Origin of the sequence: Corynebacterium antarcticum, assembly GCF_016595285.2 — a bacterium.
Taxonomy (GTDB): domain Bacteria; phylum Actinomycetota; class Actinomycetes; order Mycobacteriales; family Mycobacteriaceae; genus Corynebacterium; species Corynebacterium antarcticum.
Window position 1 is genome coordinate 428,480 of sequence record NZ_JAENIP020000003.1, and the last position, 24,103, is coordinate 452,582.

The window sequence follows — 24,103 nt, forward strand, 5'->3', positions numbered from 1 at the left end:
GCCGGGGAACAGCCCGTCTCAGATCCAGCCGAGGTCCCGTGCGGTGACGGCGGCCTCCATCCGGTTGGCGGTGTGGGTCTTGGCTATCGCGCGGCTCAGGTGGTTGCGCACCGTCCCCTGGGTCAGGTGCACACTTGACGCGATGTCGGCCACCGTCGCCCCGGTGAGCGCGAGCCGGAGAAGCTCTGCCTCACGGTCGGTCAACGGGCTGGTGCCGGCCGCGAGTGAGTCCCGGGCGAGTGCGGGGTCGATCACGGTGAGCCCGGCGTGGATGCGGCGGATCGCCTCGGCGAGTTCCTCCGCCGGGGAGTCCTTCACCATGAAGCCGCTGGCTCCGGAATCCATCGCGCGGCGCAGGTACCCGGCGCGCCCGAAGGTGGTGAGTATCAGCACGCGCGGTGGATCATCCAGCGCGCGGATCTCCCGGGTCGCGGTGATCCCGTCCGTCACGGGCATCTCTATGTCGAGCAGGCACACGTCGGGCCGGTGGCAGGCGGCGAGATCGACGGCGGTGGCGCCGTCGCCGCAGTCGGCGATGACGTCGATGTCGCGCTCGAGGTTGAGCAGGGCCACGAGCGCTCCCCGGACGAGCGCCTGGTCTTCGGCGATGAGGACGCGGATGCCGTCTGTCACGGCCATGTCGCCTCCACCGTCGTCCCCGAGTTCTCCCCGGTGTCCACCGTGAATGTCCCGCCGGTTGATTCGACGCGGCTCCGCATCGAGCTCAGCCCGTTGCCGCCCGGCTCCGGGTCGGCCCGGAACCCGGTGCCGTCATCGGCGACCACGAGCCTGCGCGGGCCGACGGTGACCCGGCAGGTTCGTGCCCGGGAGTGGCGGACGACGTTCGTGGTGGCCTCCCGGACGACCCAGGCCATCGGCTTCTCCACGTCCCCGTCGACCGGCGGGTCAGCGGGCAGGTCGGCCCGGATGCCCGCGGCCCCGAGGATGTCCGCGGCACAGGACAGCTCGAAGTCCAGCGACGACTCCCGCAGTCCCGCCACGACGCTGCGGAGCTCGTTCAGCGCCCGCCGTGTCAGCTCACGGGATTCCGCGATCTCGTCGCGCGCATCCGCCGGTGCCGCGTCGACGAGACGCTCGGCGAGCTGGAGTTTGACGGTGACGGCGGTGAGCGTCTGCCCGACGGTGTCGTGCATGTCGTGGGCGAGGCGCTCCCGCTCCGTGAGGATCGCGAGCTTGTTCTGCGTCTCGGCCTCCCGCAGGCCGAGGTATCGGTAGTGCTGGGTGAGGATCATCGCCCAGCCGAGGATGATGATCCCGATGGACATCGGCACCGGGTTCTCCATCCCGGCCAGGAAGAACACCACGACGGACCCGCCGATCAGGGGTGCACTCACCAGGATCGGCAGGGCGATCCCGGCCCACGCGACCGGGTAGTAGAGCATGCCGACCGCGGTGGGACCGATGAGGAGCCAGTTGAGCACCGTGAGCCCGAGCAGACCGGTCAGGCCCACGAGCGACCGGCGCCGGGTCATCGGGGAGGCCCGCTTCGTCAGGAGGAACCCGTACAGGGCGACGTAGAGAGCACCGAAGACGAGGATGGTGGTCACGGACGCCACCCGCACCCACGCCGGGTGATCCCCGGTGAGGGCCTCCCCGACGGCCGGGGCGAGGAACACCAGCCAGAGGGCGGTGGTCAGCGCCGCCGGGACGGAGATCCGGTCCCGCCCGCCGGTCACGGTCCGGGGGCTCACCTGCGCAGTCCCCTCCGGTGGCCGAGCCACGCGAGCGCGACGAAGATGAGCGTCCATGCCCCCATGTTAAGGATGAGCTGCCACAGCGGGAACAGCTGGTCTTCCGCTCCGCCGCCGGTGCCGGGACTCAGGTACCAGATCACCGAGCGGGTGAGCATGCCCGGGCCGAACATCGGGGTGAAGCGCGCGATGTCCAGCAGCACGCCCTCGAGCGGCAGGAATAGGTTGCCCGTGAACGCGATCAGCATCATGATCAGCCCCATGTAGCGGGTGACCGTGGACCCGGAGAACCAGAGCCCCATCATGAGGCCGAAGAGTCCGAAGATCACGGCGCCGACGAGGCAGCAGACGCCGACCGCGAGCCACATGCCGACCGGGGCCTCGGCGCCACGCAGCGGGGAGACCGTCGCGATCGCGAGGATCGGCACGACGGACACCACCAACGTGATGAGCAGCTTCACGGCCACGTAGCGGTTCATCCCCAGGCGGGTGAGCGCGATGGTCCGCAGCCAGTTCGTGTCCCGCTCCGCCGTGATCGTCGCGCCCTCGTTCGCGGCGACGGTCGCGGTGCCGTAGAGCGCGATGGACATGGCGACGATGAAGTGCAGGTTGGCGACCGGCCCGGCCGGGACGTTCCACTGACCGGTGTCGAAGGTGACACCCAGGTACACCGCCACGGGGAGGAACACCGCGGCGAGCATGACGGAGATGTCGGTGAGGGTGTGGCGGAGGAGGCGGTTGAGGAAGGTCGTTGTCATGGTCGGCTGCCTTTCAGTGAGTGCTGTGCGTGTCGACGCCCGCAGCCGTCGGGTGGGCCGTGGGCTCGGCGGTGAGCTCGAGGAAGACCTGCTCGAGGGACAGCTGGTGGATGATCAGGTCCCGGGCGCCCGGGATCCGGAGGAGCCGGCGGGCGAGCTCATCGGAGTGGCCGGGTGCGACGGTGATGCGGTCACCGTCCACCCGGGCGTCCAGACCGGTGCACGCGCGGGCCGTGTCCTCCGGGGAGACGGCCGCGATCGTCACCGTCCGTGCCCGGGTACCCAGGAGATCGCGCACCGACCCGTCGGAGATGATCGCCCCGTGTGCCATCACCACGATCCGTTCGGCGTGTTCCTCCGCCTCGGCGAGGTAGTGCGTGGCGAAGATGATCGTCCGCCCGGCATCCGCGTCCCGGGAGATCGCTGCCCAGAACTCGCGCCGGGCACCGGCGTCCATGCCCGTGGTCGGCTCGTCGAGGATGATCAGGTCGGGATCCCCGATCAGGGAGACCGCGAACTTGATGCGCTGCTGTTCCCCGCCCGAGCAGTTCTTCACCCGGCGCTTCATCAGACCGGTGATCCCCGCCCGTTCGGCGACCTCGTCGACGCGCCCCGTCTCCACTTTCTGGGCGGCGGCGATGAGCAGCAGGGTCCTCTGCACCGTCAGGTGGGGATTGAGCCCGCCCGACTGGGGGACACAGGCGATCCGCCCGCTGCCGGTGACCGCGGCCGGCTGCCGGCCGAACACCCGGATGGATCCGCCCCCGGGTGTGGAGAACCCGCAGATCATGTCGATGAGGGTCGTCTTGCCCGCGCCGTTGGGGCCGAGCAGGGCGACGATCTCGCCGGCGTTGATCTCCAGGGTGACGTCGTCGACGGCCCGGACCGTGCGGTCGCCCGATCCGAAGGTCCTCGTCACTCCGGAGACCGAGATGACTGGTGTGGTGGGGTCTGTGCTTCTCATGGCCCCAGTGTCGTCCGCGCGCCGGGTGTTCCGGATCCCCGGAATGTCACCACCTGGAGGTGACAGATGTCATGGCCCGTTGATCGGGTGCGGAACTAGATCCAGCCGTGTTCGCGGGCGGTGACGGCGGCTTCTGTCCGGGTGACGGCGTGGGTTTTCGCCATCGCGTGACTGATGTGGTTGCGCACGGTACCGGGGGAGAGCCCCAGATGTCCGGCGATTCCCGCGATGGTGTCTCCGGTCAGGCTCAGTCGGAGGACGTCGCACTCGCGTGCGGTCAGGGGATTGGTTCCGGTGGACAGTGACTCCCGGGCGAGCACGGGGTCGATCGCCCGGAGCCCCCGGTGGACCCGGCGGACCGCCTCCGCGAGTTCGCCCGCGGGTGCCGTCTTCACGGTGAATCCGGAGGCGCCGGCGTCGAGAGCCCGCTTCAGGTACCCGATCCGCCCGAAGGTGGTGACGATGAGTACCTTCGGCGGGTTCGGGAGCGCACGGATCGCCTGCGTCGCGGTGAGTCCGTCCATGCCGGGCATCTCGATGTCGAGCAGGCACACGTGGGGTGCCAGACGTCGCGCGGCGTCAACGGTTTCGGCGCCGTCCGCGCATTCGGCGACGACCTCGATGTCGGCCTGCAGGGACAGCAGCGCGGCGACCGCGCCCCGGACGAGTGCCTGATCGTCGGCGATGATGATCCGTATCCGCCCGGTCATGACCACCGTGCCTCGACGCGGGTTCCGGTTGGTTCGGTTGCGGTGATCCGCAGTGTCCCACCGGACTGCCGGACACGTTTCGTCATCGACGCTGTCCCGGTGCCGGGGGCATCCGTCGCACCGGGCCCCCGCCCGTCGTCCGTGACGATGACCCGGTCCGACTCAACCCGGATCCGGCATTCATCCGCACCGGAATGCCGGACCACGTTGGTCACGGCCTCCCGCACGACCCACCCCATCACGGGGCTCAACGACTCCGGGACCAGCTCCACACCGCGCCGGGGGATCACCGGGGTGATTCCGGCGGCGGTGAGGATGTCTTCCGCGTGATCGAGTTCCCGGGCGAGACCGGAATCGTGGAGATCACTGATGAGCGCCCGCAGCTCCGTCAGTGCGCGGCGGACGAGTTCCTCCGATTCATCCATCTCCCTGCGGGCGCGGGCACCGAGATCATCCGCGCTCGCTCCATTCGAGGACGCGGAATCGAAGAGCTGCCCGGCGACCTGCAGTTTCACCACCGCGGCGGTCAGTGTCTGCCCCACCGTGTCGTGGATGTCGAGCGCCAATCTGGAGCGTTCGGAGGTCACCGCTCCCGCGATCTCCAGGCTTCCCCGGCGCTGCCTTCCCGTGAACACCCGGATGGCCCCGATGATGAGGATGAGCGGCGCACCGGGGTAGAGAAAGATAATCCCCGTCCCGACGGCCGTCAACAACTGGGCGACGATCTCGAGAATGACGAAGAGGGCCCAGCCAGGCAACCAGACACGCCACGGACAGGAACAGACGAGCCAGAGCGCGGCGAGGAAGAATCCCGCCGCCGACGAATCCGGGTTCAGCGGCAGCATCAGCCCGGCGATGGCCGTCAGTCCTCCCGCGCCCCACACCCGCCGGCGGAGTGCGAGACGGCGTCCGCCGCGGTGGAACAGCCAGAGGAACAACCCGCCGTACGCCACCAGGAGCGCGATGACGCAGGGATAGAGGATCCAGGGGCTGAGCGTGTACGGGAGATACTCCGGACCGTAGACGACGCCCGGTATGAGCGTCAGCAGTGCCGGCGCGGCGGTGATCGCGTTCGATCGGACACGGTCATCTGTTGTCGTCACGGGGGTGGCCTCCGGTGGGTGGGGGACAGTCTGGGTGGTGCACGGATCCGTACCGTTCATGCAACCACTAAACGGTACGTCGCACCGTACGGACACTGTCATATGTCACGGGCCCGGTGATCCGTTGTCGCGGGCCCGGGGAACCGTGGACAGCACCAGTGCGGCCCCGATGTCTCCCCCCGTTGTCCGTGACGCTAGAATCGTCCGCATGCGTTTTGGACGAATTGCCACCCCTGATGGTCTGTGCTTCGCGGTCGTGGAGGGCGACGGCGATGCAACGGTGTGCCGCGAGATCGAGGGCACCCCATTCACCGAGCCCTCCTTTACCGGCCGCCAGTGGCCCCTGAAGGAGGTCCGTCTGCTGGCACCCTCGCTCCCGTCGAAGGTCGTGGCCATCGGCCGCAACTACGCCGACCACGTCGCTGAGGTGTTCAAGAAGTCCGCGGAATCGCTGCCGCCGACCCTGTTCATCAAGCCGAACACCGCCGTCATCGGCCCGGGTGCTCCCATCCGTATCCCGGAGTTCGCCACCAACGTCGAGTTCGAGGGCGAGCTGGCTCTCGTCGTCGGCAAGCCATGCAAGAACATCAAGGCGGACGACTGGAAGTCCGTGATCCGCGGATTCACCATCGTCAACGACGTGTCCTCCCGCGACCTCCAGTTCGCTGACGGACAGTGGGCCCGTGCCAAGGGCATCGACACCTTCTGCCCGCTCGGCCCCTGGATGGAGACGGACCTCGATTCCATCGACACCACCAACCTGCCGATCAAGGCGCACCTCACCCGTGACGGTTCGACGGAGACGAAGCAGGACTCCAACTCCAACCAGATGATCATGAACATCGGTGAGATCATCGAGTTCATCACCGCGTCCATCACGCTGCTGCCCGGCGACGTGATCTGCACCGGTTCCCCGGCCGGTACCGCGCCGATGGAACCGGGCGACTTCATCGAGATCGAGATCCCCGGCATCGGCCGACTCGGAAACCCCGTCGAACGGGCCTGACCCACTGTCCGCACGACCCCGCCCCTCATGAAGGGGGCGGGGTCTTCCCGTCCCCGTTATTCTTGACGGTCATGAACGAAACTCAACGTCGATTCTTCCCGGGCCTCCGGCTGTCGGGCTGGCAGGCGCTCGTGATCAGCCTCGCCCCGATCTTCTGGTACGCCGGAGCATTCGGTCCCTTCTTCAGCCCCGATCGCACGCCGTCGTTCTCCGGGCTGCATCTTGTGTTTCTGGTGCTGGCGGTCGTGTCGGCGGTGTTCTCCGGGATCTGCGTCGAGATGCACTTCCCGCACCGCGGACTGCGGACACCTGTCCTGGTGACCCTCGTGATGCTTATGCTCACCGCGGTGAGCTGGTCCGGGTTCATCGACGACGCGCTGAGCCGGTTCATCGTCAACGTCGTCGACGCCGCGGTGGCGATCGCCGTGTACATCCCCGTCGTGCGGCTGCGCAAGAAGCTGCCCGCTGCAAGCTGAGAAGGATCCACGAATGGCCGACCACCCCAACGCCAACTCGGGTGAGGAACACCTCTACACCGGTCGGGCCCACCGCTGGAGCGGACGCCCGAATTACGCCCTGACCCATCTCGCCGCCGGGCTGCGCCCGGGGACGGCGCTCGACGTCGGCTGCGGCGAGGGCGCGGACTGCGTCTGGCTCGCCGAGCACGGGTGGCGGGTCACCGGTGTCGACGTCGTCGCCACCGCCACCCGCCGCGCCGCCGGAGCCGTGGCGGCCGCCGGAGTGGAGGTGGAGGTGATCACCGGCGGCATGCGGGCGGTGGCCGGCCGGGTGTTCGACCTGGTGACCTGCTTCTACGTGCCGCTGCGGCGCGGCACCGGCGATCTCGACGATCTCCTCGCGCTCGTCGCACCCGGGGGGACGCTCATCGTCGTGCACCACACCGACGCCTCGAAGCAGGCCGCCCGGTTGGGCGTAGAGGAGTCGGAGCTGCTCCGCCCGCCGGAGATCGCGGAGCTTCTGTCGGACTGCTGTTTCACGGTGGAGGAATCCGGCACCGTTCCCGGCGGGCACGCGCACACGGACAATCCCGACCAGGTGCTCAGGGCACGGCGGACCCTCAGCTGATCCCGAGCGCCCGGAGCACCGTCCGCAGCTTGGCCGTGGTCTCCTCGAGTTCCGCCCGTGGATCGGAGTAACCGACGATTCCGCCGCCGGCCCACGCGCGGGCCGTCGCGCCGTCGGCGGAGACCTCCGCGCACCGGATGGCGACCATGTACTCACCGTCGCCGGTGGAGTCACACCACCCGACGGCACCGGCATAGAATCCGCGGTCCGTCTCCGCGGAATCGATGACCGCACGCGCGGCCTCTTCCGGTGTCCCACAGATCGCCGGCGTCGGGTGCACGGTGAGCGCAAGTTCCAGCGCGGTCGTGCGGGCATCCTTCAGTTCGCCCGTGATCGGGGTGGCGAGGTGCCACATCTCGTTCGTCCGGGTGAGCTCCGGGTGCGCGGGCACCGAGAGCGAGGAACACAGCGGCGTCAGCGCCGCGGTGATCGCGTCCACCACGAAACGGTGCTCCTCGAGATCCTTCCTCGACGACCGCAGCTGCTGCCCGGCCAGGCTGTCGCGGTCCCGGTCCGCGAGACGCGCCGCGGATCCCGCCAGGGGATAGGCGCTCACCGTGGAGCCGTGCCTGCGGACGAGCACCTCCGGTGAGGATCCGACGAGCATCCGGCCGGTGAATCGACCGCCGGCCGGCGAGAGATCGGCGATGAAACCGTCCCGGTTCGCTGAGTGGTCGATGAGCCGGGCCGCCACCAGGAGTGGATCGACCGGGGGATCGAAGGCGATGTCGACCGCGCGAGCGAGCACGACCTTCTGCAGGGGCGTGCGGCTGATCGTGCGCACCGCGGCCGACACCCGGGACAGGTGCGTCCTCTCGTCCGGGTCGACCCCGACCAGCCGGGCGCTCAGTTCGCTGCCCGGTCCGAACCGGTAGTGGGCGTGGGGCTCCAGAGGCGAGTCCGAGCGGATGGTCGACTCGGGCACTGTCAGTGCGCACGGTGCCTCGGGGTCGAAGGGGAGGGCACCGACGATCATGTCGTGGCGGCCGGCGCGGAGCGCGGAGACGGCATCCCACGGATCGTCGAAGGTGTCGCGGCTGCCCTGGGTGCGCACCGAGCCGTGGGCCCGGGAGAGGAGGAAGTCTGGGGCGGTCACCGGACGGGAGTTGGGCATGGGGAAACAGTCTACCGGGGAGCCCGGACGCCTCTGGACTACCATGGGGAACCATGTCTGATGTACGCGTTCGCTTCTGCCCATCGCCCACCGGGACCCCGCACGTCGGTATGGTCCGCACCGCCCTGTTCAACTGGGCGCACGCCCGACACACCGGCGGAAAACTGATCTTCCGCATCGAGGACACCGATGCCGCCCGCGACTCGGAGGAGTCGTACCAGGCGATCATCGACTCCCTCGAGTGGCTCGGACTCGGTTGGGACGAGGGGGTCGTCGTCGGCGGTCCCCACGAGCCCTACCGGCAGAGTCAGCGGATGGACATCTACCTCGACGTGCTGGAGAAGCTGAAGGAGGCCGGTGAGATCTACCCGGCGTACTCCACCGCCGAGGAGGTCGAGGAGCGTCACCGTGCGGCGGGCCGCGACCCGAAGCTCGGCTACGACAACTACGACCGGGACCTCACCGGGGAGCAGATCGCCGCGTTCGAGGCCGAGGGCCGCAAGCCCGTCTGGCGGCTGCGGATGCCCGATCAGGACTGGTCCTGGAACGACCTGGTCCGCGGCGAGATCGAGTTCAAGGGATCGACTCAGCCGGACTTCGTCGTCGCCCGCTCCAACGGAGCGCCCCTCTACACGCTGGTCAACCCCGTCGATGACGCGCTCATGGGGATCACCCACGTCCTGCGCGGCGAGGACCTGCTGCCCTCCACGCCGCGTCAGCTCGCCCTCTACGCCGCCCTCGAGCGCATCGGTGTCGCGGAACGGACGCCCGAGTTCGGCCACCTGCCCTTCGTGATGGGGGAGGGCAACAAGAAGCTGTCCAAGCGTGATCCGCAGTCCAACCTCTTCAACCACCGGGACGCGGGGATCATCCCCGAGGGGATGCTCAACTACCTCGCCCTGCTCGGCTGGTCGCTGTCCAGGGACCGGGACATCTTCGGCATCGACGACCTCATCGCCAACTTCGACGTCACCGACGTCCTCGCCAACCCGGCCCGCTTCGACCAGAAGAAGCTGGAGGCCATCAACGCCGACCACATCCGGCTGCTCGACCCGGAGGACTTCCGGGACCGGCTGCGCAGCTACCTGGAGGAGTACAAGGGATTCCCGGCAGACTACCCGGCGGACAAGTTCGCCTTCGCCGCCGAGCAGGTGCAGACCCGCATCAAGACCCTCGGCGACGCCTGGGAGCTGCTCGAGTTCCTCGTGATCTCCGACGACGACCTCGAGCTGGACGAGAAGGCCGCCCGGAAGAACCTCAAGGACGACGCGGTCGCTCCGCTCGACGCCGCCATCAGTGCACTCGACGCCGTCGAGGACTGGCGGACCCCGGCCATCGAGGAGGCGCTGCAGAAGGCCCTGATCGAGGAGCTCGAACTCAAACCGCGCAAGGCGTTCACGCCGCTGCGGGTCGCGGTGTCCGGGCGCCAGGTCTCGCCGCCGCTGTTCGAGTCCATGGAGCTCCTCGGGAAGGCGTCCACCCTGGCGCGGCTGCGTGCCGCCCGTGCGATCACTCCCGTCGCGCCCGCCGCACAGTAGTCCGCGGGTGGGGTGCCGGGTGGTCGGCCGGGAGGAACAGCCGACCACCTGCTGATTTGTCCGCGATCGGACAATGAGGTTATAGTGTTCCTCGTTGCACAGCGCGGCGGGGCGGTGAGAATCGCACGGCCTGCGCGTGAGACGATGGCCTATGGTGTAATTGGCAACACAGCGGTTTCTGGTACCGTCGTTCTAGGTTCGAGTCCTGGTAGGCCAGCAGCGGATAAATTCCGCGTCCTTTATGCCCCGTTCGTCTAGCGGCCTAGGACGCCGCCCTCTCACGGCGGTAGCACGGGTTCAAATCCCGTACGGGGTACAAGAATGAAATGACCCCCACACCTCACGAGGTGTGGGGTTCTTTCGTGTTCCCGGATGCCGTGGATCGCTGGTGTGGGGTGGTGGGCCTGCAGGTATCTCGGCCGTGCGCCATAGCGGGCGCGTGGACATCGCGGCAGGTTCCGGTTGTTCAGGCAGCGGTGATGGCAGGCTGCTTCGCTGCGTATCCGGGGCGTGACGTTCAGTCACCGGAAGGAGATGACCGCTCTGGGGATGCGGGAGTCTCATATCATGACTTCGAATTCTCCCGGTGACCGCCTCTCGCCCGGCTACCGCCGCCGGGTTCTCGGCGCACTGATGACGGCCCAGGTTACGGCCGGGCTCGCGAGCGGGATCCCCTACTCGATGGGTGGCCTGCTCGCCGCCGGCATGGCGGGCACGGCATGGGATGGCATCGCGGCGACCTGCACCACCCTGGGTGCCGCCGCTTTCGCGGTACCCCTCGGCCGGCTCGTGGTGTCCAGGGGACGACGGTTCTCCCTGATTACCGGCCTGCTCATCGGCACTGCGGGCGCCGGTTGCGCGGTGCCGGCGGCCCAGAGGATCTCCGTGCCGCTACTGCTCATGGGTTTCGTTCTCTTCGGTTCGGTGACGGCGGTGAACCTGCAGAGTCGGTTCGCCGCCACCGACGTCTCCGTTTCTGCGGCGACGCGGGGGTCGTGATTTCTCTGGTGGTCTGGGCGACCACCGTTGGTGCGGTGACCGAACTCAACCTCTTCGAGCCGAGCGGGATGTCGGGGTGGTCGCTGGCCCTGGCATCGCATTCCGGGGCCCATGTGATCACCATCTCCGCCCGACTGTTCGCCGTGTCGGTACTTCAGGTCGCCCTGCGGCCGGACCCGGTGCTCATCCATTCCGGCGCAGGCACGCAGCGACCGCAGCCGGAGCATGAACCACCTGCCTCACGGGTATCCGGGCCTGGGCCGTTGTCGGTGGTCGTCACCGCGGTCCACATGCACGAACACGGTGTGGCTCTCACCCTGATCGGAGTGACGACCAGCCTCCATGTCGCAGGCATGTACGCCCTGGCGCCACTGCTCGGCTTCACCGCGGACCGCTTCGGCAGACTCCCCACCGTGGTGGCCGGCTACGCCATGATCACCGGTTGCTGCGTACTGCTCATCATCGGCGACGGCGAGACCGTCATGGTGGTCATCGCGCTCACCCTGCTCGGGCTCGGCTGGTCGGCTGTGCTCGTCGGATCCTCCGCGCTCCTCGTCGATGTCGTCCCCGCCGGGATGCGTGTCCGGGCGCAGGGGCGCAGCGACCTCACCATGAACGTCGCGCGGCCGAGTTCGGTGGGCCCGTGTCCGGACCGGTGGCGGCGATGTCGGGGATGCCGGTGCTGGCGGCGGCGGTGCTCGTGATCGTCGTCGGATTCCTCGGGTGGTTCGCTGTGTCGGCGCTTCGCGTAGGTCGCTGACGCCGGCCCGCCGGACGGGGTGTATTTCCCGCGTTTTCGGGAACCGGATGACGGATCGAATGGTGAGGGATGAGACATCGACGAGAAAAGGTGATGCATATCACATGTATAGTACCGACAGGCCGTGATCCGGGTTTGCGATGGGCTGAGAAAACGTAGCATAACAGCTGAGTAGCGGTGCTTTCCCGCCCTTCCTCCGATTGTGTGGACCGATGGAAAATCTCCCGTTTCGGAGAGTCCGGTTTCGTTCTTCCTCCCACCATTCCCGTCTGGACCTGTGCTGAGGCAAAGAGGATAGGTTAGGCTAAATGAGCATTCACCAAATCAAGGAGCAGAAAAGCATGAAGATTTCCAGAATTCGTCGACTCAGTCTCGTCACAACCGCCAGCATCATGGTCGTTGCCGGCTCACTGTCGGGCTGCAGCTCCGACTCCGCGGACGAGACCACCGAGGAAATGAGCTCGGCTTCGTCCGCCTCGTCGGAGACCGCTTCCGACGAGTCCTCGACCATGAGCAGTACGAAGGCCGAGAGCGACGACAATGACTCCGAAGAGCAGGCCAAGTTCGAGAACGTGGTCGCCCCGGAGGAGATCGTCAAGGACCTCAAGGACGGTGGCTATGTCATCTTCATCCGCCACGGCCACACCGCCAAGGATTACGCCGACCAGGCTGATCCGAACATGAAGCTCGATGACTGCTCGACCCAGCGTCAGCTCGATGACCTCGGCAAGAAGCAGGCCAAGGAGATCGGCGAAGCGTTCAAGAAGCTCGAGATCCCGGTCGGAGAGGTCGTCTCCAGCGAGTACTGCCGTGCGTACAACACCGCTGAACTCGCATTCGGCCGCTACGAGAAGAACTCGAAGCTGAACTTCCAGCCCGCCGAGGAGTACACGGCGGAGCAGCTCAAGATCATGAAGGACAACATGACCCCGATGCTCGAGACCATGCCCGCTGAGGGCATGAACAACGTCATCGTCGGCCATGACGATGTCTTCGACGCCGCAACGGGTATCTACCCGGAGCCGCAGGGCACCACCTACATCGTGAAGCCCGAGGGCGACAGCTTCGAGGTCGTCACCCGGATCACCGCTGAAGAGTGGCCCAAGCTAGCCATGTGATCATGATTCGCCGCATGTGGTAGTGCAGGTTTTCTGAGGCCGGTGGGTTCTCCTCCAGGGGAGCCCACCGGCCTTTCGCTGTCGGTTCCCCATCGTGGACGCCTGGCCCACCAGCCCCGGTGGTATTCTGGGACCTCAACCGTCCGGGGTCGAAAGAGGGGAACCGCCACATGGTCGCAGCACGTCGGCAGGCGGCTTTCGGAGCGTTGTTCGTCTACGGCGGGGTGATGATCGCACTGACCATGCTCAAGGCATTCTTTGTCATCGGTCACCTGTGGCGCCCGGAGAATCAACGCACCCGGTCCCTGGAACTCGTGCCCCTCGCGGAGGCTTTCCGGGGATCGAGCTGGTTCGCGCCGTTGTTCGACGGAATAGGCAACGTCGCGTTCTTCGTTCCCCTCGGCGTGCTGCTGTACATCATCGTCGGATCGGGGTCGAAACCGCTCCGCAGGGTGACTCTCGTGGGTGCGGCGGTGAGCCTGAGCATCGAGATACTGCAATACATTTTTGCGCTCGGGCACTCCGACGTCACCGACATCCTGTTCAACACGCTGGGTGCGTTTCTCGGCGCATGGTTCGCCGGGCTCTGCGGACCGAGGTTCCACCGATTGTGGGTCGGCCTGTCGTTCCTCCTCGGAGCCGTGTTCCTCGTTCTCGTGGGGCTCGGGGACCGGCTCGGCGACGCGGAGAAGATCGTCGAACTACGCTGATCCGGCAAATCTAACGGCGCGCTGAGGTATCCCGCGACCTGCCCAGAAAGGTCGCCCGGATGCTGGCGCAGAACGCCAGTGAGACACCGGCGCCTGCGCCGAGGAACACGGCACCGACTCCCGATTGGCCCGTAATGTCCGTCGCGGCCGCGATGCAGAACGCGGTGACAAGCCCCGAGGTCACCCCGATTGCGGCGCTGAACCCGCCGAGCTTCCGCCACGAGGACAATCGGGCCGCCAAAAACCAGAGAACACCGACCGTGAGGGCGCAGGCCGCGATCTGCCAGGAAGGGAAGTCATCCGGCGGCGGGAATCCCGGCGCCACGAATTGTCCGCGGCTGTCCGCCGACCAGCTCAACCAGCCGATGGCCGCCAGAACGCCGAAGACGAACCCGATGAGCCCGGTCAGCCACAGCCCCGGTCCGGACGCGGAACGGTCATCGGGGAACCGCCAGGCGAGGACCGCGAGAATCGCGGCCCACACGGCCGACGGGACGGCCGCGAAGATGAACGTGATCCAGAGGAACTGGTCGAAGAAGTAGGTAGACATGGTGCCGAGGCTACCGGCGCGGTCGGTTGGGGGGGGAGGCAGCTCCCCCCCACCATATTCAGGGGGGATCTGCTGTCAGAGACTTCGCCTGGATGCCCGCAGCGCCCCCCAGGAGAACACCAGAAGAAGTCCGCCGAACCAGAGGAAACTGAAGGTGAGCGAGTCCCCGACACCGGTACCGTCGTTCAGCCCGGTCGCCGTGCGGACCGCATGGCTCACCGGGGAATTCACCGCCAGGGGCCGGACAGCGGCGACGAACCTGTCCGCGGGCATCAGACCCTCGTTGAAGAACTGGAGGATCATCACCAACGGTGCGATCACCATCGCTGATTCCGGGGTCTGGAATGCGGATCCGATCAGTACGGACAGTGCTCCGGCCGTGAGTCCGGCGAGGGCGATGAACGCCGCCAGCCACACCCCGGCTGTGATCGTGTGTATCCGAAGTCCACAGGGGACGGCGACCGCGACGACGAGTAGGCCGCCGAGGATCATCCGGAACAGGATGAAGAGCAGGTTTCCGGCGATGTACGAGCGGATCCCGGACGGGGTGGTGGCGAACCGTGCGGTCAGGCCGAGGCGCTTTTCCCGGATCATCTCCGCGGACGTGGAGATCGCGAGCATGAACTCCACCGCGAAGATCAACATGACGGTCAGCGGCAGGAGGTCGAGTTCACCGTCCGGGTGGACGGCGCGGATGAGATCACCGAACATCGCACGGGTGATCAGCGTCATCAGGACAGGGGGCCCGAGAGTGTTGACGACCGCGGACGGGTTACGGCGCCAACCGAGGAAGAGTCGTCGGGCGTGTGTGGCGGCGGGGGAGAGGATGGACTGGGTCACTTGTGCTCCCTGGAGAATGCGGCGGAGAAACCGACGACCGCGACAGCCGTGAGGATGATCAGCCAGACCCCGGCTTCGATGGTGGTCCCCCGGTCCAGCTCGGCACCGGTCATGAGGGCGCGGACGGTGTCGAGTATCGGTGACAAGGGCATGTGGGTGATGATCGGTCGGACGGTGGAGGACATCGCCTCGGCGGGAATGAAGGCCGTGGAGAAGAGGATGAAGGGCATGACCAGGGCCTGGATCAGCAGCGCCGTGGACGTCGGCTTCCGGCCGAGCAGACTCAACCCGCAGAAGCCCGCACAGAACGTGAGGGTGAGCAGGAGGAAGACCGCGGACACCGCCACGATCCGCCATGCTCCTTCGTCGATGCGTGCCCCGAGGAGAACCGCGATGACGGTGGACACGCCCCCGGAGATGGTGACGCGGGTGACATCGGTCAGTAGTCGTCCCGTGACGATCTGGATCGGGCTGACCGCCATCGTCGCCAGACGTGAGTGGATTCCGTTCTCCCGGTCGAGTGCCACGTCGAGGGCTGAGCCGCCGGAGGCGAACACGATCACCTGCATCATCGCCGCCGGATAGAGGAAGGTCGCGTACTCGATTCCGAAGATGGCCGTTGCGTCGGAGAAGACACTGTAGAAGCAGACGAGAAAGATGCCGGGGATGAACAGCGCCGAGATCATCGCCGCGCGGTTCCGCAGAAAGCGCAGGATGCCCCGGATCCACAGTGCCGTGAGTGTATTCACCGGTCACCGCCCCCGGCCGGCCCCTGCGGGGTCTGCGCCCCGGAGCGGGCGAGGGCGAAGTAGACGTCGTCGAGGGAAGGCGGTGTCATCCCGACGTCGGTGATCGTGAGCCCCGCCGAGTCGATCGCCTGCAGGAGAGGGTTGAGCTCGGTGAAACCGGAACGGACGAGAAGCTCGACGACACCGGTGTCGCCCACCACGAGATCGTTTTTCCGGGAGGTGTACCCGCGCTCCGTGAGTATTTGCCCGGCTGTCACGGCCGAGGCGTGGTCCGGGAAAGAGACCGAGCACCGGTGGCGGCCGTACGCGGACTTGAGGTTCTGCGGTGTGTCCACGGCGATGATCCGGCCGTCCCGGAGTACGGCGACCCGGTCCGCCAGTTGGTCCGCTTCCTCGAGGTACTGGGTGGTCAGCAGGATCGACATCCCCTGATTCCGAAGATCGAGGATCTGTGTCCACAGCGCCTCCCGTGACTCCGGGTCGAGCCCGGTCGAGGGCTCGTCGAGGAACAGGAGGGCGGGAGGAACGACGAGTGATGCGGCGATGTCGAGTCGACGCCGCATTCCGCCCGAGTAGTCCGACAGGCGTTTGTCCGCCGCGTCACCGAGGTCGAACTCCGTCAGCAGTTCCGCTGCACGGTCGTGGGCCGCACTGCGGGACAGACCGGCGAGTCGCCCGAAGAACACGAGGTTCTCCGTCCCGGTCAGCTCCTGGTCAACCGCGGCGAACTGACCGGTGAGGGAGATCGAGTTACGGACCCCGGTCGGATCGGACCCCAGGTCGTGGCCGGCGACGCTCACCGAACCGGAACTGAAGGGGATGAGTGTGCTCAGGACGTTGATGAGGGTGGTCTTTCCGGCGCCGTTGGCACCGAGTACCGCGAGGATTCCACCGGCGGGGATGGCCAGATCGACCCCCTTGAGAATCTCGGTTCCACCGCGGTCGCAGTGCAGATCGCGGACGTCGAGAATGGTCGATGGCGGGGATGTGTGGGCGGAGACGGTCATCGGGCTCCTTGTGTGAGTCGACCCTAACGGAATGATGAACACAATTTAGCAATGACGTCGACGTTGTGCAAAAGAAGTGCTGCCGGCGGTCTCCCGGACGGCGGTGACGGTGGCGATTCGCCGGGATGCGCGCGCCTTCACGTGCCACGGAAAATGTCCCCTGTGCAGGCGATTTGTCACTCATTGGGTGGTCGCATAGAGTAGTGCGAGTCCACAAGGCATGCCCCGTTCGTCTAGGGGCCTAGGACGCCGCCCTCTCACGGCGGTAACACGGGTTCAAATCCCGTACGGGGTACGAGTGAAAGGCCGGGTGCGGAACTATCTGCGCCCGGCCTTTTCGTGTGTCCCGTGCTCCCGCGGTCGGGCGGTGGACCGCACCGGGGGTATGGGACGGCGCTGGGTGGGGCGCTCCACGGAAGGCGGATCGGCCTCCGGAATTGGGGTGGATCATCCCGGTCGTGGACCTGCCGCGGGGTTGCGGCCGGGAACCCGGCCAGACTTATCCGCGTGAAACCGGGTGCGGGAACCGCACCCGGGTGGGGGTGGGAATGCGGGTGTGACCTGGGTTTAGTCTCATCCTCTCATGATGCGCCCATCTCTTTTCCTGCTATCGTCTAAGTCGGTTGCACCGTAAATCACGGTGATTTCAACCCCTGGACGCAGAACTTTCCCGGAGGGCCGACGTGTTCCCCGGCGAAGGCGGTTGTGGTCTCGGGGCCCGCTCTTATTGAGGAGAACTATGCAGAAACGCTGGATGATTCCGGTCAGTGTGATGATGGTGTTGGCCGGATCCATGGTGTCCCCGGCCGCCGCCGAAGACGAGGTCCCGTCCCCCGGGGTCGAGACAACCGAGACAACCGCTGAGCGGCCGTCGGAGGATCAGTCGGAGAGGCGGGCGGACTCGGCGAGTACGACACAGACCCCGCCGAAATTCCGGGTCGTCGACAGCACCACCGGTCAGGCCAGGGCCGGTGCCAAATTCAACGTCAGTTTCAGGGAGCTTCCGGGCGGCGAGATAACTGATGAGGGCGGCTTCTACATCTCCGATTCCGGAAAGACCCTCGAAACTGAGGTTTGGTTCGGACAGGGCTGGGACGAGGAGAAGGGGGAGGCGACGAAGCAGCTGATCCTGACGGAGGACCTCCCCGCACCGGGATGTACGGCGACTGAAACCCCCATCGTTCTGGAGCCGACCTCCGCGACGGACTGGCGGATCGTGTCCGGACCTGAAGGTGTGTACGTGTCGGAGGGAAACATCGTCGAATACCGTTCCTCCTGCAGTCCGGTGCCCTCCGTTCCGGGCGACGGTGGTGAACTGTCCTATGACGGTTTCTCGCTCCCGCGTTTCGTGGTCGTGGACGATGTCACCGGCCAGCCGTTGGCCGGGTCCTTCTGGGGTGGCGAATCCTGTGGAAGCCCTTCGGGTGCTACCGATGTCTCCTGCGAGTCTCTCGACAACTACCGGATGGAGTACCCCCTCAACCCGGACGAGAGTCCGCTCATAAGGGAAATTGAACATACGGCTGCTCCCTACCGTCACATGAAGCTCGAGAACCGCCTCCCGGCACCGGGGTGTGTTCTCAGGCCGGAATCGGTCGAGTGGGAGGTGACCGGAACCGACGGCAAGGTCGTGACGCATATCGAGGGTGACGGAGTCTACGAGTACGACAGGACGCCGGATCACCGGGTGTGGGCGATCCCGATGAGCTGCCCGAACACCGGAAACAAGGCACAGTTCGGGGCAGCGGAGCCGGGTTCCCGGTACGAGGAGGACGAGGCCTTCCTCGGTGGCATCCCCGCGATCTACAAGACCTCGTGGGACACCGGTGCTGTTCTTCCGGGATCCATCTGGGAGGTCGACTACTGCAGCCGGGAGAACTCCGGCGAGGACTTCGACTGTGAAGAGGGATACGAGATCGAGTTCGAAACCGACGGTTCGGGCATCACCAGGGACATCCTTCTGCGTGGAGATTCTGCGGTGGACCCGACGACCGGGGAACCGATCAAGAAGTTCAGCGTCAGGGAGATCGTCGCGCCCGTGGGGTACGGGTTGAATCCGGCGACCTATGAGTTCACTCCGGACAAGGACGGTGTGTGGGGCGTCCGGGCAGTCGACAGCTCGGGTGCGCCTTTCCCGTACGGTGATCAGTTCGTCTACGAGCTGGGGCCGGGGGACAGGCGGAACTCCATCGCGATCGCTGACGCCCGCGCGGGCGTCAGCGTGAAGAAGTTCGTGGAATCGCTGCCGGAGGGCGACGGCCAGAAGGGCTCCGATCCGGTGCACGTCGCCGGGGACGCTGTCGAGGTCCGCTACCGTGTCAGTGTCCCGGATCTGTCGGGCGAGTCCCTGACGATGCTGGAACTGGTGGATTCGAACATCGACTTCACCGTCGATGACACGGTCGTGCAGACCGCGGACAAGGACACAGCGGTGATTGACGAGCCGCTGACCTGCACCGTGGACAAGGCCGCGTCGGGTCAGGCCAGCTACCTCGATGGTGCGGAATTCACCGTCGACGGTTCGCGGTTCACCGAGGACGGAGTCAACAAGGCCAAGTTCGAGTTCCCGGCGGAACTGACCGTCGCCCCGGGACAGGTCGTCAACTGCGTGTCGATGATCGAACGGCTCGGAAACTACCACGCGGACATGGCCGCGTTGACCTCCCACGGGAAGTTCACCAACGTGCTGATGGAGGCCCGCGACCCGCTGTTCGTCATCCGTCAGGGGTCCACCGATGGTGCACTGTTGTCCGGTGGAGCCCTGTTGGGGGCGGCTCTCGGAAGCTCCCTGCTGGGTTCGTCGGGTAGCTCCGCTCCTGGCTCGTCGGGTCCTGCCGCCGATTCCCCCGTCTCGCCGGAGGCCGCACCGGCGCCCGCTGCGCCGTTGACCGATCAGGCACCTGAAGGTGGAGAAAAGTCCGGGCTTCTCGCCCAGACGGGTGCCGATGTGGCCGGTTTTCTCGCCGCAGGCCTGCTGGCTCTCGTGATCGGTGCACTCCTGGTCTTCATGCGGAGGCGCAGGAGCTGATTCTCTCAGGTCGGTGCCGGGGTCCGGTGCTGATCACCCACCGGTGATCAGCGCTCACGGGCCCCGGTTCCCGTCTGTCGGGGCCCGTGAGGTCCGGTCCGTCGGGCGACCGGGGCTCCATGTCAGCTACAGCTGTGCGGACAGCTCCCGCGCTGCACTGCTGAGCTCGACGCCCCACTTCTGCCCCGGGTGGGGGCGCAGTCTCTCCGCCGGCCCCGAGATCGACAGGGCGGCGACCATGGCGGCGTCCTCGAACACCGGTGCACTGAGGGAAGCCAGGCCCATCTCTCGCTCGCTGACGGATTCCGCGTAGCCGAGGCGGCGGACCCGCTCGAGATCGTCGGTGGTGAATGCGGCGTCAGGCAGGATCACCCCCCGGAGCTGTGGGGAAGCGTAGGCCATGAACACCCGTGCCGCGGATCCGGCGGTGAGGGACATGCGGGATCCGACGGGGACGGTGTTCTGCAGGCCCGACGGTGGCTCGAGGGATGCGATGCAGGTGCGGGTCGTTCCCGTCAGCCGGTAGAGCTGCACGGATTCGCCCGTGGTCTCCATGAGCGAGCTCATCACGGGGCGGGCGGCGTCGATGAGCTTGTCGGAGGCGTTCGCCCCGAGTGTGGTGAGTGTCCTCCCGATGCACCATCTGCCGTCACCGGTGCGGTTCAGCATGTTGTGTACCTCGAGTGCGGTGGCGAGTCGGTGCGCGGTGGCCCGGGGGAGTCCGGTTGACTCACAGAGTTCCGCCAGTGAGCGGGGTTGTTCGGCGACCGTGGAGAGGATGAGCACGGCACGGTCGAGGACCTTGATCCCGCTTCCTTCGCTGGCGTCCGGTGAGTTATACTGTCCCATATTCTGATATTAACATCTCATGTTGTGGGAAAGCGAGGGTGTTGCGTGGCACCCACAACCGCGCGATCCCGCAGTTGATCCGGATATACGAATATGGAGGTGCTCCGACATGAGCGGTCCGAACGATGTTGCCGCCACCGGTGTCGCAGCAGACGGACCCCGCACCCTCGCGGAGAAGGTCTGGGCGGACCACATCGTCGCGAAAGGCGACGGCAACGACCCCGACCTGGTCTACATCGACCTGCATCTGCTGCACGAGGTGACGTCCCCGCAGGCGTTCGACGGGCTCAGGCTCGCCGGACGTCGGCTCCGTAGGCCGGATCTCACCCTGGCCACCGAGGACCACAATGTCCCCACCTCCGGGATCACCACCGGCGCGGTCATCGAGATCGAGGACCTCATCTCCCGGACCCAGGTGGACACCCTCCGGAGGAACTGCGAGGAGTTCGACGTCCCGATCTTCCCGATGGGAACCGCCGAACAGGGCATCGTCCACGTCGCCGGTCCACAGCTCGGTCTCACTCAGCCGGGAATGACGGTCGTCTGCGGTGACAGCCACACCGCGACGCACGGCGCATTCGGAGCCATCGCCTTCGGTATCGGGACCTCGGAGGTCGAGCACGTGATGGCGACCCAGACGCTCTCGCTGCGGCCATTCAAGACCATGGCCGTCAACGTCTCCGGGACGCTGCGCGAGGATGTGACCGCGAAGGACCTGATCCTCGCGATCATCGCCCGGATCGGTACCGGGGGCGGGCAGGGCCACATCATCGAGTACCGCGGTGAAGCCATCGGGAAGCTCTCGATGGAGGCCCGCATGACGGTGTGCAACATGTCCATCGAGGCCGGTGCCCGAGCCGGCATGATCGCGCCCGACGACGTCACCTTCGAGTACCTGAAGGGCCGGCGGCATGCCCCGACCGGTGCGGACTGGGACGCCGCCGTCGAGTACTGGCGCAGTCTCCGCACCGATGACGGCGCCGAATTCGACACCGTCGTCGAGATCGACGGCTCCTCGCTCACCCCGTACGTCACCTGGGGCACGAACCCTGGCCAGGGTCTGCCGCTCGACGGCAGTGTGCCGTACCCGGACGACTTCGCCGACGAGACCGAACGGATCGCAGCGGAGAAGGCGTTGTCCTACATGGGCCTCGTTCCCGGCACACCCCTGCGGGAGATCGCCGTCGACACCGTGTTCGTCGGGTCCTGCACGAACGGCAGGATCGAGGACATCCGCGCTGTCGCCGCGGTCCTCGAGGGCCGCCGCGTCGCCGACGGACTCCGGATGCTCGTCGTACCCGGCTCCGCCGTGGTCCGTGCCCAGGCGGAGGCCGAGGGGCTGGATTCGATCATCCGTGCGGCGGGTGCCGACTGGCGGCAACCCGGCTGTTCCATGTGTCTTGCGATGAATCCGGACAAGCTGGAACCGGGTGAACGGGCGGCTTCGACCTCCAACCGCAACTTCGAGGGGCGCCAGGGTCCCGGTGGCCGCACCCACCTCGTGTCACCACAGGTGGCCGCGGCGACGGCGGTACTCGGACATCTCGCCGCCCCCTCCGATCTTGACCCGGTACCCGCTCTCGCGAGCGCCTGACCGACGCAGGAGAGGAAATCATGGAGAAATTCACCGAATTCACCGGCGTCGGCGTCCCGCTGAAACGCTCGAACGTCGACACCGACCAGATCCTGCCCGCGGTCTACCTGAAGCGGGTCACCCGCACAGGGTTCGAGGACGCGCTGTTCGAGGGCTGGCGCAGGGACCCCGAGTTCGTCCTGAACCAGGACGCGTTCCGAAACGGTTCCATCCTCGTCGCCGGTTCCGATTTCGGGACCGGTTCCTCCCGCGAGCACGCCGTGTGGGCGCTCATCGACTACGGGTTCCGGGTCGTTTTCTCCTCGCGCTTCGCCGACATCTTCCGGGGCAACGCCGGCAAGTCCGGGTTGCTCGCCGCGCAGATGGAACAGACCGACATCGATCTGCTGTGGAAACTGATGGACTCAGATCCCGGAATGGAGCTCACCGTGGATCTCGTCGAACGCACCGTGACAGCCGGGTCCCATGTCCTGCCCTTCACAGTCGACGACTACACCCGCTGGCGGTTGCTCGAGGGCCTGGACGACATCGGACTGACCCTGCGGGACGAGCCGGCGATCAGCCGTTTCGAGGCCGCGCTGCCGCCTTTCAAGCCGGTGACCCGCCGGGCGTGATCTCGAGCCCCATCGGCGGCCCACCGCCGGCGCGGAGCATCCCGGGTGACAGGGCGGGCTATTTCACGGGCAGTGGGCTGACCAGGTAGTCCGCGCCGGTGAGTTCGCCGTCCGTGGTGAAGGTCAGCACCCACACCGACGCCTTCTTCGCGTCCGGCTCGGCCAGTGGAAGGCGTCCCTCGGCGGACAACCAGGCGATGACATCGGGGATCGTCAGCCCCTGTGAGATCACCACGGGGGTTCCGCCGCCGGAGATGATCTCCCGGAAGCGCTTCTTCGAGTTCTTCATCGCGGTGGTCCAACCCTCATCACCCAGGAGGACGTCGGACTCGATGTCGAGGCCCAGATGCGCCGCCAGAGGCTCGGCGGTGGCGACGCAGCGGTCCGGCTTGGCAGAGTAGATGCGGTCGGGCCGGTAGGGGGCGAGCAGTTCCGTCAGCGCCGTCGCCTGGCGGCGGCCCTTCTTGTCCAGGGGCCGGACGTCATCGTTGCCGGACCAGGTCCGGCGCGCGAAGGCGTGCGCGTGCCGGACCAGCAGCAGCCGCGTGTCCACCGGAACCGCCAGTCGCTTGGCCGCCTTGTCGAGCACCTGCCGGTCGACGTCGTAGCTCAGCAGCTCACGGGCCTGCGGGATCGTCAGCCACCGGATCTCATCCACCTCATCGTTGGCCGCGAACTCGCCGCCCATGACCTTCCCGGTGAAGTAGTAGACGACCTTGGTGCGGTCGGCCACCGGATACGTGACCCGTCCGAGGAGCTTGCCCAGACGTACCTCGTATCCGGTCTCCTCGAGGATCTCCCTGGTTGCCGTCTGCGGCAGGGACTCGCCGGGATCCACCTTTCCCTTGGCCAGGGACCAGTCGTCGTAGCGGGGGCGGTGGATGACCGCGACCTCGACGCTCTCCGGTTCGGTCAGCTCCCCGCGCCACAGCACGGCGCCGGCCCCGAGAGTGCACCGCCGGAACTCGTCGGCGGGGCGGGCCGGAATCGACTGGTAACGCCCCGTGACGTTCAGCGCATTGCTGCGGTCCTTGTCGGACTCGCTCGACTTCTTTGCCATCTGGCTTCCACTCTCCTTGGCTGGTTCTACGGGGGTGCTGTTCCCATCATTGTCCATCCCGGAGTGTCGTGTGGGCGAAACCGGGGTGGTGTAACGGGGTGTACCGGAACAAAAAACGGCACGCAGAAGGGCGGAACCCACCCGGTAACCACCACCACAGGCGTTTCCCTCCTGTAGCGAGAAAGTACCGGTGAACCCGCCGGGACCAGCCTGTCTGTCGTCCTCAGGGCCCGT

The 24,103-nt window shown here is 66.8% G+C and carries 24 protein-coding genes and 3 tRNA genes; 14 read left to right on the plus strand and 13 right to left on the minus strand.

All coding sequences use genetic code 11. The features are described 5' to 3' along the window. Positions 1-18 precede the first annotated feature (18 nt). The 6 genes from JIM95_RS09235 to JIM95_RS09260 form a co-directional block, all read right to left on the minus strand. Positions 19-639 carry a response regulator transcription factor gene (locus JIM95_RS09235; RefSeq protein WP_200259100.1) on the minus strand — a complete coding sequence of 207 codons (621 nt, stop codon included), beginning with the start codon at positions 637-639 and terminating at the stop codon, positions 19-21. Further along, on the minus strand, positions 630-1,712 hold the full coding sequence (locus JIM95_RS11510; protein ID WP_200259103.1) for a sensor histidine kinase: 1,083 nt from the start codon (positions 1,710-1,712) through the stop codon (positions 630-632). The genes JIM95_RS09235 and JIM95_RS11510 overlap by 10 nt, the downstream gene beginning before the upstream one ends. Next, complete coding sequence (locus JIM95_RS09245; protein ID WP_200259106.1) at positions 1,709-2,470, minus strand: ABC transporter permease; 762 nt, start codon at positions 2,468-2,470, stop codon at positions 1,709-1,711. The genes JIM95_RS11510 and JIM95_RS09245 overlap by 4 nt, the downstream gene beginning before the upstream one ends. Before the next feature lie 13 nt (positions 2,471-2,483). Continuing rightward, positions 2,484-3,434 carry an ABC transporter ATP-binding protein gene (locus JIM95_RS09250; protein ID WP_200259109.1) on the minus strand — a complete coding sequence of 317 codons (951 nt, stop codon included), beginning with the start codon at positions 3,432-3,434 and terminating at the stop codon, positions 2,484-2,486. Between the two features lie 95 nt (positions 3,435-3,529). After that, entirely contained in the window at positions 3,530-4,144 is a 615-nt protein-coding gene (locus JIM95_RS09255) for a response regulator transcription factor (RefSeq protein ID WP_200259112.1), read from the minus strand. Next, complete coding sequence (locus tag JIM95_RS09260; RefSeq protein ID WP_200259130.1) at positions 4,141-5,247, minus strand: sensor histidine kinase; 1,107 nt, start codon at positions 5,245-5,247, stop codon at positions 4,141-4,143. Before JIM95_RS09260 ends, JIM95_RS09255 begins: the two co-directional genes overlap by 4 nt. A gap of 208 nt (positions 5,248-5,455) precedes the next feature. Here JIM95_RS09260 and JIM95_RS09265 point away from each other — a divergent pair, with 208 nt between their 5' ends. From JIM95_RS09265 to JIM95_RS09275, 3 genes are all read left to right on the plus strand, one after another. Further along, positions 5,456-6,253: a fumarylacetoacetate hydrolase family protein gene (locus JIM95_RS09265; protein WP_200259133.1), complete on the plus strand. Its 798-nt coding sequence runs from the start codon at positions 5,456-5,458 to the stop codon at positions 6,251-6,253. A 71-nt stretch (positions 6,254-6,324) separates the two neighbouring features. Then, positions 6,325-6,729: a hypothetical protein gene (locus tag JIM95_RS09270; protein WP_200259136.1), complete on the plus strand. Its 405-nt coding sequence runs from the start codon at positions 6,325-6,327 to the stop codon at positions 6,727-6,729. Positions 6,730-6,742: 13 nt separating this feature from the next. Continuing rightward, positions 6,743-7,339, plus strand: coding sequence for a class I SAM-dependent methyltransferase (locus JIM95_RS09275; protein ID WP_200259139.1), 597 nt, complete (start codon positions 6,743-6,745; stop codon positions 7,337-7,339). Here the strand turns inward: JIM95_RS09275 and JIM95_RS09280 are convergent. Further along, complete coding sequence (locus JIM95_RS09280; RefSeq protein ID WP_200259155.1) at positions 7,332-8,453, minus strand: isochorismate synthase; 1,122 nt, start codon at positions 8,451-8,453, stop codon at positions 7,332-7,334. The two genes, JIM95_RS09275 and JIM95_RS09280, sit on opposite strands and share 8 nt — an antisense overlap. A gap of 53 nt (positions 8,454-8,506) precedes the next feature. On the opposite strand from JIM95_RS09280, the gene gltX reads away from it, so the two are divergent. The 7 genes from gltX to JIM95_RS09315 all read left to right on the plus strand — a co-directional run bounded on the left by gltX (position 8,507) and on the right by JIM95_RS09315 (position 13,578). Next, positions 8,507-9,991 carry a glutamate--tRNA ligase gene (gltX, locus tag JIM95_RS09285; protein WP_200259182.1) on the plus strand — a complete coding sequence of 495 codons (1,485 nt, stop codon included), beginning with the start codon at positions 8,507-8,509 and terminating at the stop codon, positions 9,989-9,991. Between the two features lie 145 nt (positions 9,992-10,136). Further along, a tRNA-Gln gene (locus JIM95_RS09290) sits at positions 10,137-10,208 on the plus strand. A 26-nt stretch (positions 10,209-10,234) separates the two neighbouring features. Continuing rightward, positions 10,235-10,307, plus strand: a tRNA-Glu gene (locus tag JIM95_RS09295). Between the two features lie 251 nt (positions 10,308-10,558). After that, positions 10,559-10,990 (plus strand): hypothetical protein, encoded by a 432-nt coding sequence (locus JIM95_RS09300; RefSeq protein ID WP_200259185.1) that lies wholly within the window; start codon positions 10,559-10,561, stop codon positions 10,988-10,990. Positions 10,991-11,025: 35 nt separating this feature from the next. Next, complete coding sequence (locus tag JIM95_RS11515) at positions 11,026-11,694, plus strand: MFS transporter (RefSeq protein WP_200259188.1); 669 nt, start codon at positions 11,026-11,028, stop codon at positions 11,692-11,694. A 397-nt stretch (positions 11,695-12,091) separates the two neighbouring features. Then, a complete protein-coding gene (locus JIM95_RS09310; RefSeq protein WP_200259191.1) occupies positions 12,092-12,868 on the plus strand; it encodes a histidine phosphatase family protein in 777 nt (258 codons plus the stop codon). A gap of 170 nt (positions 12,869-13,038) precedes the next feature. Beyond that, positions 13,039-13,578: a VanZ family protein gene (locus tag JIM95_RS09315; RefSeq protein WP_200259194.1), complete on the plus strand. Its 540-nt coding sequence runs from the start codon at positions 13,039-13,041 to the stop codon at positions 13,576-13,578. Positions 13,579-13,588: 10 nt separating this feature from the next. On the opposite strand, the gene JIM95_RS09320 is transcribed toward JIM95_RS09315, so the two are convergent. From JIM95_RS09320 to JIM95_RS09335, 4 genes are all read right to left on the minus strand, one after another. Then, positions 13,589-14,128 (minus strand): hypothetical protein, encoded by a 540-nt coding sequence (locus JIM95_RS09320; protein WP_200259197.1) that lies wholly within the window; start codon positions 14,126-14,128, stop codon positions 13,589-13,591. Positions 14,129-14,203: 75 nt separating this feature from the next. Continuing rightward, positions 14,204-14,968: an ABC transporter permease gene (locus tag JIM95_RS09325; RefSeq protein WP_200259200.1), complete on the minus strand. Its 765-nt coding sequence runs from the start codon at positions 14,966-14,968 to the stop codon at positions 14,204-14,206. Next, complete coding sequence (locus tag JIM95_RS09330) at positions 14,965-15,717, minus strand: ABC transporter permease (protein WP_200259208.1); 753 nt, start codon at positions 15,715-15,717, stop codon at positions 14,965-14,967. The genes JIM95_RS09325 and JIM95_RS09330 overlap by 4 nt, the downstream gene beginning before the upstream one ends. Next, positions 15,714-16,724 carry an ATP-binding cassette domain-containing protein gene (locus JIM95_RS09335; protein WP_200259224.1) on the minus strand — a complete coding sequence of 337 codons (1,011 nt, stop codon included), beginning with the start codon at positions 16,722-16,724 and terminating at the stop codon, positions 15,714-15,716. Before JIM95_RS09335 ends, JIM95_RS09330 begins: the two co-directional genes overlap by 4 nt. Before the next feature lie 222 nt (positions 16,725-16,946). On the opposite strand from JIM95_RS09335, the gene JIM95_RS09340 reads away from it, so the two are divergent. Together JIM95_RS09340 and JIM95_RS09345 are read left to right on the plus strand one after the other, a co-directional pair. Beyond that, positions 16,947-17,019: transfer RNA gene (locus JIM95_RS09340), tRNA-Glu, on the plus strand. A gap of 444 nt (positions 17,020-17,463) precedes the next feature. Further along, a complete protein-coding gene (locus tag JIM95_RS09345) occupies positions 17,464-19,752 on the plus strand; it encodes an LPXTG cell wall anchor domain-containing protein (protein WP_248702957.1) in 2,289 nt (762 codons plus the stop codon). A 126-nt stretch (positions 19,753-19,878) separates the two neighbouring features. Here the strand turns inward: JIM95_RS09345 and JIM95_RS09350 are convergent, their stop codons facing one another. Further along, complete coding sequence (locus JIM95_RS09350; protein ID WP_200259230.1) at positions 19,879-20,601, minus strand: IclR family transcriptional regulator; 723 nt, start codon at positions 20,599-20,601, stop codon at positions 19,879-19,881. A 109-nt stretch (positions 20,602-20,710) separates the two neighbouring features. Between JIM95_RS09350 and leuC the strand changes: the two genes are divergently transcribed. Together leuC and leuD are read left to right on the plus strand one after the other, a co-directional pair. Beyond that, positions 20,711-22,195 (plus strand): 3-isopropylmalate dehydratase large subunit, encoded by a 1,485-nt coding sequence (gene leuC, locus JIM95_RS09355; protein ID WP_200259233.1) that lies wholly within the window; start codon positions 20,711-20,713, stop codon positions 22,193-22,195. 20 nt (positions 22,196-22,215) lie between these two features. Next, on the plus strand, positions 22,216-22,809 hold the full coding sequence (leuD, locus tag JIM95_RS09360; protein ID WP_200259236.1) for a 3-isopropylmalate dehydratase small subunit: 594 nt from the start codon (positions 22,216-22,218) through the stop codon (positions 22,807-22,809). 58 nt (positions 22,810-22,867) lie between these two features. Here leuD and JIM95_RS09365 read toward each other — a convergent pair whose 3' ends face one another. Further along, on the minus strand, positions 22,868-23,869 hold the full coding sequence (locus JIM95_RS09365; protein ID WP_200259239.1) for an NUDIX hydrolase: 1,002 nt from the start codon (positions 23,867-23,869) through the stop codon (positions 22,868-22,870). Between the last annotated feature and the right edge of the window lie 234 nt (positions 23,870-24,103).

Excerpts from the sequence above, each read along its gene's own strand:
- JIM95_RS09315 (WP_200259194.1), top strand. The coding sequence starts at position 13,039 with ATGGTCGCAGCACGTCGGCAGGCGGCTTTCGGAGCGTTGTTCGTCTAC.
- JIM95_RS09350 (WP_200259230.1), bottom strand. The coding sequence starts at position 20,601 with ATGGGACAGTATAACTCACCGGACGCCAGCGAAGGAAGCGGGATCAAG.
- leuC (WP_200259233.1), top strand. The coding sequence starts at position 20,711 with ATGAGCGGTCCGAACGATGTTGCCGCCACCGGTGTCGCAGCAGACGGA.
- JIM95_RS09320 (WP_200259197.1), bottom strand. The coding sequence starts at position 14,128 with ATGTCTACCTACTTCTTCGACCAGTTCCTCTGGATCACGTTCATCTTC.
- JIM95_RS09270 (WP_200259136.1), top strand. The coding sequence starts at position 6,325 with ATGAACGAAACTCAACGTCGATTCTTCCCGGGCCTCCGGCTGTCGGGC.
- JIM95_RS09280 (WP_200259155.1), bottom strand. The coding sequence starts at position 8,453 with ATGCCCAACTCCCGTCCGGTGACCGCCCCAGACTTCCTCCTCTCCCGG.
- JIM95_RS09310 (WP_200259191.1), top strand. The coding sequence starts at position 12,092 with ATGAAGATTTCCAGAATTCGTCGACTCAGTCTCGTCACAACCGCCAGC.
- JIM95_RS09345 (WP_248702957.1), top strand. The coding sequence starts at position 17,464 with ATGCAGAAACGCTGGATGATTCCGGTCAGTGTGATGATGGTGTTGGCC.
- JIM95_RS09265 (WP_200259133.1), top strand. The coding sequence starts at position 5,456 with ATGCGTTTTGGACGAATTGCCACCCCTGATGGTCTGTGCTTCGCGGTC.
- JIM95_RS09235 (WP_200259100.1), bottom strand. The coding sequence starts at position 639 with ATGGCCGTGACAGACGGCATCCGCGTCCTCATCGCCGAAGACCAGGCG.
- JIM95_RS09255 (WP_200259112.1), bottom strand. The coding sequence starts at position 4,144 with ATGACCGGGCGGATACGGATCATCATCGCCGACGATCAGGCACTCGTC.
- JIM95_RS09245 (WP_200259106.1), bottom strand. The coding sequence starts at position 2,470 with ATGACAACGACCTTCCTCAACCGCCTCCTCCGCCACACCCTCACCGAC.
- gltX (WP_200259182.1), top strand. The coding sequence starts at position 8,507 with ATGTCTGATGTACGCGTTCGCTTCTGCCCATCGCCCACCGGGACCCCG.
- JIM95_RS09335 (WP_200259224.1), bottom strand. The coding sequence starts at position 16,724 with ATGACCGTCTCCGCCCACACATCCCCGCCATCGACCATTCTCGACGTC.
- leuD (WP_200259236.1), top strand. The coding sequence starts at position 22,216 with ATGGAGAAATTCACCGAATTCACCGGCGTCGGCGTCCCGCTGAAACGC.
- JIM95_RS09300 (WP_200259185.1), top strand. The coding sequence starts at position 10,559 with ATGACTTCGAATTCTCCCGGTGACCGCCTCTCGCCCGGCTACCGCCGC.
- JIM95_RS09250 (WP_200259109.1), bottom strand. The coding sequence starts at position 3,434 with ATGAGAAGCACAGACCCCACCACACCAGTCATCTCGGTCTCCGGAGTG.
- JIM95_RS09365 (WP_200259239.1), bottom strand. The coding sequence starts at position 23,869 with ATGGCAAAGAAGTCGAGCGAGTCCGACAAGGACCGCAGCAATGCGCTG.
- JIM95_RS09275 (WP_200259139.1), top strand. The coding sequence starts at position 6,743 with ATGGCCGACCACCCCAACGCCAACTCGGGTGAGGAACACCTCTACACC.